Annotated in this window: 14 protein-coding genes and 1 pseudogene; 7 read left to right on the top strand and 8 right to left on the bottom strand. The window is 44.2% G+C overall.

Features of this window, described 5'->3' with window-relative positions; all coding sequences use genetic code 11:
* Positions 1-79: 79 nt before the first annotated feature.
* A complete protein-coding gene (locus GMA13_RS00970) occupies positions 80-976 on the bottom strand; it encodes a YARHG domain-containing protein (RefSeq protein WP_255882311.1) in 897 nt (298 codons plus the stop codon).
* 262 nt (positions 977-1,238) lie between these two features.
* Between GMA13_RS00970 and GMA13_RS00975 the strand changes: the two genes are divergently transcribed.
* A complete protein-coding gene (locus GMA13_RS00975; RefSeq protein WP_255882312.1) occupies positions 1,239-1,682 on the top strand; it encodes a zinc ribbon domain-containing protein in 444 nt (147 codons plus the stop codon).
* 197 nt (positions 1,683-1,879) lie between these two features.
* Here the strand turns inward: GMA13_RS00975 and GMA13_RS00980 are convergent, their stop codons facing one another.
* The 4 genes from GMA13_RS00980 to GMA13_RS00995 form a co-directional block, all read right to left on the bottom strand.
* On the bottom strand, positions 1,880-2,686 hold the full coding sequence (locus tag GMA13_RS00980) for a hypothetical protein (protein ID WP_255882313.1): 807 nt from the start codon (positions 2,684-2,686) through the stop codon (positions 1,880-1,882).
* Between the two features lie 67 nt (positions 2,687-2,753).
* Entirely contained in the window at positions 2,754-4,289 is a 1,536-nt protein-coding gene (locus GMA13_RS00985) for an NAD(P)H-hydrate dehydratase (protein ID WP_255882315.1), read from the bottom strand.
* Positions 4,290-4,304: 15 nt separating this feature from the next.
* Positions 4,305-5,000 carry a 5'-methylthioadenosine/adenosylhomocysteine nucleosidase gene (locus GMA13_RS00990; RefSeq protein ID WP_255882316.1) on the bottom strand — a complete coding sequence of 232 codons (696 nt, stop codon included), beginning with the start codon at positions 4,998-5,000 and terminating at the stop codon, positions 4,305-4,307.
* An 11-nt stretch (positions 5,001-5,011) separates the two neighbouring features.
* Entirely contained in the window at positions 5,012-5,734 is a 723-nt protein-coding gene (locus GMA13_RS00995) for a 16S rRNA (uracil(1498)-N(3))-methyltransferase (RefSeq protein ID WP_255882317.1), read from the bottom strand.
* A 159-nt stretch (positions 5,735-5,893) separates the two neighbouring features.
* On the opposite strand from GMA13_RS00995, the gene GMA13_RS01000 reads away from it, so the two are divergent.
* The 6 genes and pseudogenes from GMA13_RS01000 to GMA13_RS01025 all read left to right on the top strand — a co-directional run bounded on the left by GMA13_RS01000 (position 5,894) and on the right by GMA13_RS01025 (position 12,787).
* The gene (locus tag GMA13_RS01000; protein WP_255882318.1) at positions 5,894-7,168 is read left to right on the top strand and encodes a replication-associated recombination protein A; all 1,275 of its coding nucleotides are present in this window, start codon (positions 5,894-5,896) and stop codon (positions 7,166-7,168) included.
* The gene (locus GMA13_RS01005) at positions 7,165-7,347 is read left to right on the top strand and encodes a DUF6472 family protein (protein ID WP_255882319.1); all 183 of its coding nucleotides are present in this window, start codon (positions 7,165-7,167) and stop codon (positions 7,345-7,347) included. The genes GMA13_RS01000 and GMA13_RS01005 overlap by 4 nt, the downstream gene beginning before the upstream one ends.
* Positions 7,348-7,544: 197 nt before the next feature.
* Positions 7,545-8,087, top strand: coding sequence for a CinA family protein (locus GMA13_RS01010; RefSeq protein WP_370687029.1), 543 nt, complete (start codon positions 7,545-7,547; stop codon positions 8,085-8,087).
* Between the two features lie 251 nt (positions 8,088-8,338).
* Positions 8,339-9,805: pseudogene (gene malQ / locus GMA13_RS01015) on the top strand (4-alpha-glucanotransferase); the annotation flags it as partial.
* A 30-nt stretch (positions 9,806-9,835) separates the two neighbouring features.
* Positions 9,836-12,268, top strand: coding sequence for a glycogen/starch/alpha-glucan phosphorylase (locus GMA13_RS01020; RefSeq protein ID WP_255882345.1), 2,433 nt, complete (start codon positions 9,836-9,838; stop codon positions 12,266-12,268).
* A 336-nt stretch (positions 12,269-12,604) separates the two neighbouring features.
* Positions 12,605-12,787 (top strand): hypothetical protein, encoded by a 183-nt coding sequence (locus tag GMA13_RS01025; protein ID WP_255882320.1) that lies wholly within the window; start codon positions 12,605-12,607, stop codon positions 12,785-12,787.
* A gap of 88 nt (positions 12,788-12,875) precedes the next feature.
* Here GMA13_RS01025 and rbr read toward each other — a convergent pair whose 3' ends face one another.
* From rbr to holA, 3 genes are all read right to left on the bottom strand, one after another.
* On the bottom strand, positions 12,876-13,409 hold the full coding sequence (gene rbr, locus GMA13_RS01030) for a rubrerythrin (RefSeq protein ID WP_305119658.1): 534 nt from the start codon (positions 13,407-13,409) through the stop codon (positions 12,876-12,878).
* 102 nt (positions 13,410-13,511) lie between these two features.
* Positions 13,512-14,099: a toprim domain-containing protein gene (locus GMA13_RS01035; protein ID WP_255882321.1), complete on the bottom strand. Its 588-nt coding sequence runs from the start codon at positions 14,097-14,099 to the stop codon at positions 13,512-13,514.
* Positions 14,096-15,142 (bottom strand): DNA polymerase III subunit delta, encoded by a 1,047-nt coding sequence (gene holA, locus GMA13_RS01040; protein WP_255882323.1) that lies wholly within the window; start codon positions 15,140-15,142, stop codon positions 14,096-14,098. Before holA ends, GMA13_RS01035 begins: the two co-directional genes overlap by 4 nt.
* Position 15,143: the final 1 nt, after the last annotated feature.

Genomic DNA, 15,143 nt, shown 5'->3' on the forward strand with positions numbered 1-15,143 from the left:
CAAACATCCCTTTCGTATTTTGTGTTATCCCCTTAATTATATGGCAATCTGCACTTTATTGCAATAAAATTTGTAAATTTTATCTTGCGCTTAACTCCTTTTGCAGAATGAAGTCTATATTTGCCCTTTCGTATTTGTTCAAGGTGCTCTCGTTAAAGTCGTTTGGTGCTATTGTGCCGTTGTACCATGTGCATTTGTCAAAGTAATCTTGCAGTTCCTTTGAATCAAACAATCTTCCGTGACGAGCATAGATTTCATTTCTTGCAAGCACAAGCCGGTCGCCGTCAATTCCCTCAAGGTCTGAGTAGTCAAGGTAGCGTGTGTTACTGTCGGGAATTATATAGGTGCTGATTGTTTTTTCAATCTGAGTCGGGTTGCTTGCCGTTTCAGTTTCTGTCTCGGTTTCGGTTTCAGGGTCGGTTTCTGCCTGTGTTACTTCCGGACCGATTGAAACTGATAGTATAACCGCCGCACCTGCCTCGGCTGTGTTGCCGGCACGTGGACTTTGGTTTATAACATATCCGCTTTCTACTGTGTCACTGTTCTGCTTGATTATGCTTACGTTAAAGCCGAGGCTTTCAAGCTCTTCAGTTGCCTGCTGCTGAGTTTTGCCGCAAGCGTCCGGCAGCTCAATCATAAGCTTTGTTGCGGTCGAGGGTGCTGTCGGAGCGGTTGAGGATGCGTCTGACGTCTTAGTTGCAGAGCCTCCGGTGCAGGTATTGCCGAGAACTACCGCCGCAAAAACAACCATAGCGGTTATAAGAATTGCACCGATGATTATAATGGCTGCAAGAGCTTTTTTGTGTTTCTTCGGCTTTTCATTGCCGAACTCGTCAATGTCACCGGGGGCATACGGAGCAAATTCGCTGTTGCTGAAAATCTCTGTTTTTTCCTCTTGTACTGCAAGCTTAGTGCCGCAATTAGGGCAGAACTTAGCCGTGTTTTCAACATCTCTGTTGCAGTTTGTGCATTTCATTTTTTCACAGCCTTTCGATTGTTATTGACAAGATTATACAACTTTTTACACTTAATTACAACTATATTTCGCAGAAAGAAAAATGTGTTATAAAATCCGAAAAAAAGCAACCCCAAAAGAGGTTTCTACAGTTATTTCCTTGGGTGAAATTCAGTATAATTCATACAAGGCAAATTCAGTTTAATAAAAGAAACAGCCGGTTGCTTGCTTAAGTCACTGTGCGGGTTTATAATTGACATATCATAGTTCAGGAGGAAACATTATGGAGATGCAAGAAATACTTAAAAAATTGCGTAAGGACCATAACCTTACGCAGGAACAAATGGCAGAGCGAGTAATGGTTACAAGACAGGCTGTCAGCCGTTGGGAAACAGGAGAAACACAACCGAATACAGACACATTAAAATTGTTGTCAAAGGAATTTAATATATCAATAAATACCCTTCTTGGTTCTCCCAGACAGCTTGTTTGCCAGTGCTGCGGAATGCCGCTAAATGATGATGGCTTAATTAGCCGTGAAGATGACGGAAGCTATAATGAGGATTACTGTAAATGGTGTTATGCGGATGGGAATTTTGTTTATAAATCAAAGGAGTCTTTAATTGACTATCTTGTAAGTCATATGCCCAATCCGGAAAATATCGACGATAATGAACGCCGCCGTCAATTCGATTCATTTCTTTCAACGCTTAAGCATTGGAAATAATATTATGTGATAAAATTCAAGTTTGCAGAGAAAACCCACTATGTCACCTTTCAGTTTTGAAAGTGCCGTAGTGGGTTATATACTTTTATGATGTTCTGTTTGAATGGTGGACTTTGCACACACCCGAATTTAATTTTATTTCTTAAGCTGCCGACATTACCCTTAATGGGATGCATTTGCACATTATCAAATTAATTCTACTGTCGGCATGAGCAGTCATTGTCTTCTGAGTCGGTAACTCTCGGCGGGAAAAATTCATCTGTCGGGAATTCAAGACGGCTGAACATTTCGCACGGATTGTCGGAGGTTGTAACACATTCCTTTTCCGGCACGCAGAAATCGTATGACGGAACAAGCAGCTGAACGTTTCGCTCAATGCGAACAATTGTGAATATACCGATTGTTACAAGCACGTCACGCTCGCCCTTGCAGCAAGGCATTTCAGAACCGAAGTGGCGGCATATGTGCTTTGGTATTGGGCAGCACGGTGAGCAGTCGCAGCATTTCTTGACGATTTTGGCAGACAACGCTATTGGCTTTGCAACCTGCACGGTAGCCTTTGGCAGATTTCTTTTTGGCGGGAGCTGGTCGTCGCAGTCGTCGTAAACGAAGTCGGAGCTGAAAACTCTGACATTGCCCTCACTGCCAAAAAGTATAACCTTCTTGCAGAAAATACTCAAGCCCTTTACAACCGTAGCTATTGATTTCGGTGCGGCGTACACCTCTAGCGCAACCTCAAAGAAGTAGGTCATATCAACCGAGTAAAAGCCTTTGTGGAAAGGTACCGGCTCTAAATCAATAGATACATTGATTACATCAACGTCCTTAAGCCTTACATTTGTGGCGCAGTCGATAAGCTCCTGCGCTTCAGGACAAAAATACACCCTTAAATCACTCAAACAGTCCTTGTCGGAGCAGCTGTCATAAACCCTGTACGCATCAATGCATACTGCTTCTTTTATGTTGGATAGGTCAATGCTTGAGCCGATTTTTTCATCAGACATAAAATAGCCTCCTTATGCTTTTTACTACTATTTTATGGTGATGAGCTTATTTTGTTACCAAAAAGACTTAGAGTATATTTTTTAAGAATTCGGGTACTGCGGCGATAATATCAGTTGCAAGCATTGAATATTCGCCGAGCTTTTCACGGCAGATATCTCCTGCTCCGCCGTGAATATACACGCCTGCACAGGCACAGTCAAAGGCTTTGTGCCCCTGTGCCAAAAGACCTGAAATCATTCCTGCAAGCACATCGCCGCTTCCTCCACGAGCCATACCCGGATTGCCCGTTGTGTTGACAATGCATTTGCCGCTGGGCGACGCTATAATTGTGTAGGCACCCTTGAGCACTGTTATTACATTGTATTTCTCCGCAAAAAACTGAGCGCAGCTCTTGCGGTTTTGCTGAACCTGTTGCACGGATATTCCACAAAGCCGAGCCATCTCGCCGGGATGGGGAGTGATAATAATATCGCATTGAGCATGCTTAAGAATTTCCGGCGACTCAGCAACAATATTCAGTGCGTCTGCGTCAAGTACAAGAGGTACTTCACAGCGAAGAATAAGCTCCTTAACAAGCCTTGTGGTGTCATCATCTACGCCAAGACCACAGCCGATTAACACTGCGCTCGACTTATTAGCCTGCTCAATAATTGTTTTTATGTTTTCACCTGAAATCCTGCCACCCTTGTTTTCAATAAGCGGCAGATATACTGCCTCTGGGAAAACGGGTGAATTAAGTGCGTAAACCGCCCTTGTGACAGCCGCCTTTACAAGGCCGACTCCGCAGGTATAGGCTCCTCTGACGGCAAGAAGGGCAGCTCCCGCCATTCCGTAGCTTCCGCATACGGCAAGAAGTGTGCCGAAAGTGCCTTTGTTGGACGATACCTTTCTTTTTTTAAGCACCGCCCTTGCGTTTGCACGGGATGTGGTTTCAAGCCAGTATGAGGAACGCTCGACAAGGCGGTGGGGTATGCCCACATTCATAACGCCTGTCATTCCGCAGAAGTCCATCGACGGATAAAGCACGTGTACCGGCTTGAGTGTTGTGAAACTGACTGTTAAATCGGCATTTACGCACAGATTGTTAACCTGTCCGCTGTCGCACTCAGCTCCGCTCGGCAAGTCCATAGACATTACCTTGCCACGGCTCCTGTTTATTAGTTCCACAACAGGCATTATATTTTCACGCAGACCGCCCTTGAAGCCTATGCCGTAGATAGCGTCAATGATGTAGTCAGCGGCTTTTATCTTTTCAATGCTCTTTTCTGTTTCCTCCCAGATTCGCCATATCGGAATATTTGCTCTTGAAGCCTCACTTATAGCCTTTGATGCTTCGGGTGTTTTAATCTCGCCGTCAACAAGGATAATGTCTGTCCTAATTCCTATGCTGTTAAGGTAGACAGCCGCAACAATGCCGTCGCCGCCGTTATTGCCCTTGCCGCAGATCGAAACGGCTCTGTCATCACTTCTTATGTCAAATTGCTCGACAAATGCTTTAGCCGCCGCAGTGCCTGCATTTTTCATCAGCTCGTAATAGCCAATGCCGCTGTCAACTGCCGACTGTTCAAGCCTACGCATCTGTTCGCAGGAAAGTATTTTCATTTTAATCACCCAAGCTTAATGTGTTCTGATGTATTCGCATAAAATCTTTATTGACTGCTGTGCCGCCATATTGCGGAACTTGAAGAAGTCAACAGCCTCGTTTTCTTTTACGCTGTCTGATATTGCCCTTGTTATACCGAAGGGAATCTTGTTTCTGAAGCATACCTGCGCAATAGCGCCGCCTTCCATTTCGCAGGCTATCGCACCGAATATTGAATTGATTTTTCTTCTCTGCTCCTTTGCCGATACAAAGGTGTCGCCTGTTGCTATTCGTCCGACTTCAAACTTAGCTCCGTCAACGCTTTTGCAGGCAGTTTCAAGAGCGGCAATTATACTCTCATCAGCGGCAATTTGCATAACCTTGCAGTCATTAAACTGAATTAGTCCGAGAGGGTCGCCGAGAGCTGTGGCGTCCATATCGTGCTGGACAACGTCACGGCAAATAACAACGTCACCTATTTGTGTTTCCTCACTGAGCGCTCCTGCAATACCTGAATTTATTATCTGTGACGGTGCAAAAAGGTCAATCATAACCTGAGCGCACATTGCGGCGTTTACCTTGCCTATGCCGCACTCAACTGCGACAACCTCTTTGCCGAAGACTGTGCCGCTGTAAAAGGTCATTCCCGCTTTGCTTGTTTCCATTGTGTTTTCCATTTTGTCTATAAGCCCTTCAACCTCCACGTTAAGAGCACAGATTATTCCTATCATATGTATTCTCCTTATCCTAAATTACCTGTAATATACATTATAACCGACAGTGCGGCTATCGGCGCAGTTTCGGCACGCAGTATTCTGTTTCCGAGAGTTGCAACGCCCATACCCTTAGACTTTAGCAGTTCAATTTCCTCAGGAGCAAAGCCACCCTCACTGCCGATGAATATTCCTATTTCGTTTAAATCAGGCGATATTACGCTTGACGGGCTTTCACCGCCGCACTCATAGAAAACAATGCTTCGCTGAAGTGAAGCCGCTTTTTCTGCCGCCGTTTCAAGGCTTACTGCACTTTCAACAGTCGAAATTATTCCACGTCTTGACTGCTGAGCCGCCTGTAATGCAATTTTCTGCCAGCGTACTGTCTTTTTGGCAATTGATTTTTCGTCCGGCCGTGATATGCACCTTGAGCTTATAAACGGAACAATCCTTGTTACGCCAAGCTCCACTGCCTTTTGTACGATATAGTCCATTTTATCGCCCTTAGGTATAGCCTGAAAAAGCGTTACCTCCGTACTTGGTTCGTTTACACAAGGATGCTTGCCGTTTACCTTAACAGTTACGCTCGTTTTGTCTATGCTTTCAATTGTGCAGGGATATGTATATTCGCCGCAGCATATTGTCAGCTCCTCGCCGATTTTCATTCTCAGCGAGCCTGATATGTGTCTTGCCTGTTCTCCCTCAAAGGTGAAAAAATTTTCAGGCTCTATTTCGGAAAAAAACCACGCCATTTCTATACTTCCTCCGGATTTTGTGCTATACTTTTATTATATTATAGTTTGTGCTATAATTTTAGCAGAACAGTGCAAAAAGCGCAAGAGTCTGTCTTTTATGACAGGCTGTGCGATACGGTGATTTAATCGAATTTTAATGTGATTTGGGGTGGAAAAATGAACAGCTCACCGCTTGCCGACAGGTTAAGACCGCAGACCCTTGATGATGTTGTGGGGCAGGAGCATTTGCTTTCACGCGGCAAGGCTTTGCGGAAAATAATTGACAGCGGCGAAATACCGAATATGATATTCTACGGCCCGTCAGGTGTTGGTAAAAGTACGGTTGCCTCAATCATTGCTAAGAAAACAAACCGCAACCTGCGCAAGCTCAACGGCACAACTGCAACAACAGCCGATATAAAGGCTATTGTGTCAGAACTTAACACCTTCGGCGGAATGAACGGCGTTTTGCTCTATCTTGACGAGATACAGTATTTCAACAAAAAGCAGCAGCAAACCCTGCTTGAATTTCTTGAAAACGGCAAGATAACGCTTATCGCCTCGACAACGGAAAATCCGTATTTTTATGTGTATAACGCTATACTCAGCCGCTGTACTGTGTTCGAGTTCAAAACAGTAGGCTCTCACAGTGTTGAAAGAGCAATTTGGAGAGCCTTTGACTTCCTTGAAAATGAAACGGGCGACGAGATTGAGGTTGAGGACGATACGGTTTCATACATTGCCACAGCCTGCGGAGGGGATGTAAGGAAGGCACTTAATGCGGTGGAGCTTTGTGCACTTGCCGCAGACGGCGATGACGGCAAGCGGATAGTAACAAACGAGCTTGCACGTGAACTTACGCAGAAAAGCGCAGTGCGCTATGATAAGGACGGCGACGAGCATTACGATATTGTGTCGGCTTATCAGAAGTCAATGCGAGGCTCTGACCCTAACGCCGCAATACACTACCTTGCAAGGCTGCTTGAGGCGGGGGATCTACCCTCTGCTTGCCGCAGGCTTATGGTTTGCGCCTGCGAGGATGTCGGTCTTGCCTATCCGCAGATTATTCCTATCGTAAAGTCATGCGTTGACATTGCACAGGCGGTCGGCTTGCCCGAGGCGAGAATTCCCCTTGCAGACGCTGTAATTCTTGTGTGCAATGCGCCGAAAAGCGTGAGCGGCTATAACGCTATAAATTCTGCTATGCAGGATTTGCAGATGGGTAAATATGGGCAGATTCCTCGTCAGCTGCAAAACAAGCACTTTGACGGCGAGGACAATCAGAATAAGGGTCAGTTTTACGAGTATCCTCACGATTATCCCAACCATTGGGTATATCAGCAATATTTACCGGATAACATAAAGGACAGAATATATTATGAATACGGCGACAACAAGAATGAGCAGGCGTTTAAGGCGTATTGGGATAAAATCAAGGGAGGAAGCAAATGAAGGGACGTTCAAACTGCGACACCTGCGCACATTATGTTTATGACGACGAGATGGGTTATAATGTGTGCGAGGTTAACCTTGATGAGGATGAAATGGTGAAGTTTATGCAGAACACATTTGATGACTGCCACTATTACCGACTTGACGATGAATATGGTATTGTCAGAAAGCAGAACTAATTCTTGCATTTTCGGCAATTACACCACTCAGTAATTCGACCCGGACGGTCAAGGTGTTCCTGCGAACACAATGCGAATTTCAGCAGAGCAAGCAGGATTTTTCTGCCTGACTGCGGCGCCAGATTTACTCATCATTCATTGGTTGAGCTGACAAAATAAAAATATTAGAATTCTAATTTACATACAGGAGGTACAGTATGGAAACATTAACGGGCAGACAGCTTTATTCTCAGCTGCGGCTTTTCAGGGATAACCGCCACACACCGGCAAGGGCGCTTGTAGAGCTTTTGGCGCAAAGGAGCAAGACTATTGCAACAGCCGAAAGCTGTACGGGCGGACTTATTTCTAAGCTAATTACCGATATTTCGGGTGCAAGCGAGGTTTTTCACTGCGGCATATGCTCCTATTCAAACGATATAAAGGAGGGTGTGCTTGGGGTTGACCACGAAATCCTTGAACAGCACGGAGCGGTGTCGCCTGAAACGGCAATGCAGATGGCTGTTGGAGTTCGTGCTTTGTCAGGCTCTGATATAGGGCTTTCAACAACAGGTATTGCAGGACCGAGCGGCGGCAGCGACCAAAAGCCTGTTGGTCTTGTGTATATAGGCTATGCTGACAAGAGAGGCTGCGGCTGTGTCAGACTGGAGCTTTGGGATGTTACCATAACAAGAGATGAAGTTCGCAATTTGTCGGCTGCGGCTGCTATTTTGATGGCATATAAGAGCAATTTAAACAAATAATTTCTGTGGACTTGTTAAAATTAATAACGACAACACAGATATTAAAACAAAGATATTGCAATCATCGTCAATATATGTTATACTTTTTTATTGAATGGGGAATTTTGACTATGTGATTATCTTTGTTCAATATTATGCGCTTTTAACTCTAAACAGAATAAAAGCGACGCTTATTTAAAATGATATTTCGGGCGGAACACCCGAACCGTGATATTAGAAAACTAAAACTAAATATGACAGGAGTTGACACTATGGCAAGATGTGCGGGCATACTTTTGCCCATAACCTCACTACCGTCTCCATACGGAATCGGAACTCTCGGTAAGGAAGCTTATAAGTTTGCGGATTTTCTGCAAGTAGCCGGACAAAAAATATGGCAGCTGCTTCCGCTTGGTCCCACCAGCTATGGCGACTCCCCGTACCAGTCCTTTTCAATTTATGCGGGTAATCCGTATATGATTGATTTGGATATGCTTGTTGAGGATGGCATTTTAACCGAGGATGATTTAACAGACCGTGACTGGGGCAGCAACCGTGAAGAGGTTGACTACGAGAAAATCTACAACGTTCGCTTTGATGTGCTCTACACTGCGTTTGATAATTTCCAGAAGAAGGGTGACTTCGAGGAATTTGAGCAGTTTATGCAGGAAAATAAGGCGTGGATTGACGATTATGCGCTTTATATGGCTGTTAAAAAGAGCTTTGGGATGAAGTCCTGGACAGAGTGGCCGGACGAAGATATCAAGATGAGAAAATCCAAGGCGATTAACGAATACACCCAGAAATTCAGCGATGATATAAGATACTGGAAGTTTATTCAATATCTTTTCTTCAAGCAGTGGAACGCATTTAAGGCATATGTAAATGCCAAGGGCGTTAAGATTATGGGTGATATTCCGATTTATGTTGCTATGGACAGCGCAGACACTTGGGCAAACCCTGAGGTATTCTGGCTTGACAAGGAGTTGAAGCCGGTTTGTGTTGCAGGCTGTCCGCCGGATTATTTCTCGGCTACTGGTCAGCTTTGGGGTAACCCGATTTATGATTGGAACTATCTTAAAAAGACTAAATATGACTGGTGGATTAAAAGAATTGCCGGTGTGTCAAAGATGTTTGACATAACAAGAATTGACCACTTCAGAGGATTCGATTCCTACTATGCAATTCCGTATCCTGCTGAAAACGCTATAAACGGCGAGTGGCTTGAGGGTCCGGGCATTAAATTCTTTGAAACTATGAAGAAAAAGCTCGGCGATGTTCCAATTGTTGCTGAGGACTTGGGCCTGCTTACTCCGAGCGTTGAAAAGCTTTTGGCTGACTCCGGATATCCCGGAATGAAGGTTTTGGAATTTGCTTTTGACAGCGGCGAAGAGAATAACTATCTTCCGCATAACTATACAAGCAACAGCGTTGTTTACTCCGGTACACACGATAATGACACCATTATGGGCTGGCAGACAACAGCAAAGGCAGAGGATGTTGAGTTTGCAAGAAAGTATTGCAATATGCCTGACGATGAACCGTTTAACTGGGGCATAATCAGAACAGCATATGCAAGCGTCAGCGATTACGCAATTATCCAGATGCAGGATATTCTCGGACTTGGCACCGAGGCACGAATGAATATACCATCAACCTTGGGCGGCAATTGGGCTTGGAGAATGAAGCCGACAGCCGCAAGCAAGGAGTTGGCATATAAATTGAGAAAATTAGCAAGGACATATGGAAGACTGGAGGACGAATTACCGATGAACCAGAACAAAATTATGGACGCTCTTGTGGAAAACGCAAAAAGCGAGTATTGCAAAAATGTTGAGGATTTAACACCGGCAGAGCTTCACACTGCTTTGGGCAAGGCTGTTATGGGAGAAATCTCTGACCGTTGGAACAAGAGCAAGGAAAACCATGCAAACAACAGAAGAGCTTACTACTTCTCTGCTGAGTTCCTGATGGGCAGAATGATGTACAACAACCTTTACTGCCTCGATATTCTTGAGGACGTTAAGGCTATACTTGACGAAAAGGGTATTGACATCAACGTATTTGAGGACATTGACGACGCAGCGCTCGGTAACGGCGGTCTTGGCCGTTTGGCTGCATGCTTCCTCGATAGTGCAGCTACACAGGATGTTCCGCTTGACGGCTACGGAATCCGCTATAAGTACGGTCTCTTTAAGCAGAAGATTGAGAACGGATATCAGGTTGAGGTTGCTGACGATTGGCAGCGCTTTGGCGATCCGTGGAGCATCAGAGCAGAGAGCGACACAGTGCTTGTTAAGTTCTCTGATGAAACAGTTAAGGCTGTTCCTTACGATATGGCTGTTATCGGCTACGGTACAGAAAACATTAATACACTTCGTTTGTGGCAGGCTGAGGCTGTTGAGGACTTCGACTTCCTCCAGTTCAACAACTGCAACTATGACGCCGCTGTTAAGAGCAAGAACTCTGCTGAAAATATCTCTAAGGTTCTTTATCCTAATGACAACAGCTACGAGGGCAAGGTGCTCCGCTTAAAGCAGCAGTACTTCTTCTGCAGTGCTTCATTGCAGGATATTATAAAGAGATACAAGGCTAAGTATGGCAATGATTACAGCAACTTTGCTGCTCACTGCGCAGTACAGCTTAACGATACACACCCGGTTTGTGCTATTCCGGAGCTTATCAGACTTCTTCAGAATGACGGTTTAAGCTTTGACCAGGCATTCGAGATTGCTCAGAAGACCTTCGCTTATACAAACCACACAGTTATGGCTGAGGCTCTTGAAAAGTGGAATATTGACCTTATGAAGAGCGTTATTCCTGAGATTTACGCTATCATTGAGAAGATTGACGCAAGACTTGTTGCCGACCTGACTGCAAAGGGTCTTGATGCTCCTGTTGCATCACAGACAGTTGTTGCAGAGGCTGACGCTCAGGAAGAAAATAAGGAAACTGAAAATGTTCCGACAAAGCTTGACGGTATGAGAATTATCGACGGCGGCGTTGTTCATATGGCAAGACTTGCTATCTATGCATCAAGCTATACAAACGGTGTTGCTTATATCCACACAGAAATCCTAAAGAATGACGTGTTAAACGATTGGTATTCAATCTATCCGGAGCGTTTCCAGAACAAGACAAACGGTATTACACAGCGCCGTTGGCTTGGTCTTTGCAACCCTGAGCTTTCAAAGTTCATTACAGACAGAGTTGGCGACGGCTGGCTTAGAGATCTCTCAGTTCTTAAGAAGCTTGAGGGCGCTATTGACGATAACACAGTTAAGGAATTTAACGAGATAAAGGCTAAGAAGAAGGCTCAGCTTGCTGACTATATTGAGAAGCACGACGGCGTAAAGCTTGACCCAAGCTTCATCTTTGATATTCAGGTTAAGAGACTTCACGAGTACAAAAGACAGCTTCTCAACGCTTTCTCAATTGTTGACATTTACTTCAAATTGAAGAACGGCGAGCTTAAGGACTGGAACCCAACTGCGTTCATCTTTGGTGCAAAGGCTGCTCCGGGATACGCAAGAGCAAAGGCAATTATCAAATATATTAACGAGATTGCTAAGCTTGTAAACAACGATCCGGACGTAAATGACAAGCTCAAGGTTGTATTTGTTTCAAACTACAACGTATCATATGCTGAGAAGATTGTTGTTGCTGCTGATGTTTCAGAGCAGATTTCAACAGCAGGTACAGAGGCTTCCGGTACAGGTAATATGAAGTTTATGCTCAACGGTGCTGTAACACTCGGTACCTTTGATGGCGCAAACGTTGAAATTACACACGAAGCAGGCGAGGAGAACGAGTATATCTTTGGCGCAAGAGTTGAAGATATCAACAAGCTTGCTGCTGAGGGTTATGATCCGGAGAAGATTTACAACTCTAACCCGGAAATCAAGAAGGTTATTGATACACTTATCGACGGCACATTTGACGATGGCGGCGCTCAGGGCGAGGGCAGCTTTGCAGAGCTTCACACTTCACTTATCAAGGGTGCAAGCTGGCATCAGGCTGACCACTACTATATTCTCAATGATCTTCCGCTTTATGTTGACGCTAAGATTAAATGCAACAGCGATTACAGTGACAGAATTGCATTTGGCAGAAAGTGCATTATGAACACAGCAAACGCAGGTATGTTCTCATCAGACAGAACAATCCTCCAGTATGCTGAGGAGCTTTGGAAGATTAAATAATCAAAGCTAAATTAATAAATTAAAAGCCTTTTCGGTGAGTGAATCATCGAAAAGGCTTTTGTGGTTTTTAGGCTTTTAGTATGTTTAAAAATGAGAACGTAATTATTTTCAATTATAACCCGTTTCATAGCCTCAAAGGTTTCCTCGCTGATAACATTCGCCATTCGGAGGTATCCCGAACGGCTGTGGCTGACACTATAAGGGTTATCAGTGCGTCATGCAGAAAAGAAGTGACAATTTAGCAAGATTTTTACTTGTATCTATGACTAAGCTTTACATAATAATAATATAATTCTGTTGTAAGTGAAAATTATCAGTATGCAGGAGGATTGTATTATGGAAAGAATAATAGATTATATAGGTGATGTAAAACCGAGAGGAACATTTGAAACAGCAGAAATGCTTTTCTATGATGATATACTTGCGCTTCAGGACGGCAGAGAATACGGCTATGTCGACGAAGATTGGGAAGACGAGTATGATGATGACGAATACGATGATTGGTTAGAAAATATGTGATAACGCATTGAAAATAAAAGGCTGCGGCAAATTACGGAATCAACCGTTTTGCCGCAGCTTTTTTCAGCGTATATCAGTGAATTACAGATTAATAATTCTTAGCCTTGATTTTGAAATATGCCTGAGGATAAGAGCATACAGGACACATTTGCGGAGCTTGTTCGCCAATTACAATGTGACCGCAATTACTGCATTCCCATACAACAATGCTGCCCTTCTTGAACACCTCGCCGTTCTTAACATTCGCAAGCAAAGCACGGTAGCGTTCCTCATGCTCTTTCTCAATCTTGCCAACGCTCTCAAAGAGATATGCAATATGGTCAAAGCCCTCTTCACGTGCCTGCTCGGCAAAGGTTTTATACATATCTGTCCATTCGTAGTTTTCACCCTCTGCGGCAGCCTGAAGGTTTTCAGGTGTCGAGCCAATGCCGTTAAGAAGATTGAACCATATTTTTGCGTGCTCCTTTTCGTTGTTGGCTGTTTCCTCAAAGAGCTGTGCTATCTGCACATAACCGTCCTGCTTTGCCTTTGATGCAAAGTAGGTGTATTTGTTTCTTGCCTGTGATTCGCCGGCGAAAGCCGTCATAAGATTTGCTTCTGTTTTTGAGCCTTTAAGCTCCATAATTAACACTCCTTAAATATAAATGATATTATTATAATTATCATTTTCTTGGGCTGTATTACAAATTCCAAGAGATAGTAATGGGCTTTGTTAATGATAATTCTACAAAGAGCTTACGACGTCCTGAAGCTCATCGGGAGATATAAGGCAGTTAAGGATTTCAAGCAGTGCGTTTGCGGTGATGTATTTTGGAAGATTCAGCTTATTAAGAAGCCTTTGCCGCATTTCTGCGCTGTTTTCTCTGCCTGTGAGTCCTGCGTTGTATAGGTCAATTTTTGTAATTTGTTTCTGCGGTTTGTCGCTTTCCTTGTTAATAAAGGTAGCTCCGCAGTTTTTGAGCGCATTAATAATATAACTGTCCTCAACTCCCTCAACTCCGAGAAGCTTTTCCTTTGACAGCTGACTCTTGCGCTTCTCCTTGCCGAGAATCTCCGGAACATAGGCGTTTAAAATTCTGCCCGAGCCTACAATTCCCTTTATATGACTTCGTATAACAAAGCCTGCCGAATCGCTGTCGGTTAAAATTATAATACCTCTGCTTTGGGCGAGCGTTTTAAGCAGAGCCGCCTTTTCACGGTCCTTGAATATGCGAAAGCCGTTTGTTTCAATTATCGGTGCGTCAATTAAGCCGCTAACCTTTATTTTGTCATATTTTCCTTCAACTATTACAGCCTCTTTTATTTTTATCAATGTTTTTCCTCCGTGCGTATGAGAGTCAGCCTTGCGACAAGCTTTTCAAGTAAAATTTTGCCGTCTGCGCTTGAGCTGTTTAATTGAGCATTTGTGTCGGCTATTGCGTTAAGGCTAAGCCTAAGTGCGCTGTTGCTGAGCTTTTTGCTGTGCCGCTGTGCCTTTTGCAGAACAAAGCTGCGCTTGCCGTAGTTAAGCCGCTTTGCAAGTGAGTCTATGCTTTCTCCGCTTTCAAGTGCGGCTCTTACCCTGTATATATCAACGTATACGCCGCCAAGGACAGAGATTATTCCCTGTGGCGACTCCTTTTGTGAGATGAGAATGTTAATTTGTGAAATAGCCTTGTCCGGACTGCCGTTTATGATGTATGATGCAAGGTCGAAGATTCTTGCTTCAAGGTTTTTAGTGACGAATTTTTCAATGTCGTCACGTGTGATTTCGGCGTGAGCTTTGTAGGCGCAGAGCTTATCAAGCTCATTTTTAAGCAGAGCTAAATCTCTGCCGCAGTAGGAAACAATTCGTGCGGCGTCATATTCGTTAAGCTTAACATCTCGCTTTGTTGCCCAGTATACAAGCTGTTTTTCAAGAGCGGTGTCGCTGAGCTGTTCAAAGCTTACCGCAACGCCTGATTTGTCAACAGCGTTTAATAGTTTTTTGTTGCCGCCTTTTGCAAAGGAAGGTGAGGTGGTGGGGCAGGCAAACACCAAAACAGTTGTCAGAGGAGTAGAGGCTATTAAAGCGGCAAGCTCGTCTGCCTCTGCGTCGGAAAGGGAAGTGAAGTCAAAATCTAAAACCGATACAAATATTTTCTCTGCAAGAAAGGACGGTGCTGAAAGAACAGCGTCATAGAGTGTTTGCAGTTCGTCCTCCTGTGTTATGGTGCGACAGCAGAATTCATCGGGTGTTTTGCCAACAGTTCTTTCTCTGAGCTTTTCCAGGTAATGGCGTATCTGAACCTTTTCGTCGCCGTATAGGAGAAACACATTGTCCTCGGCTGTTGATTTTATTCTCGCTTTAAATTCCGCTTCGTTCATTTTAGCCATT

It is taken from the genome of Ruminococcus sp. zg-924 (genome assembly GCF_024433635.1).
Taxonomy (GTDB): domain Bacteria; phylum Bacillota; class Clostridia; order Oscillospirales; family Acutalibacteraceae; genus UBA7067.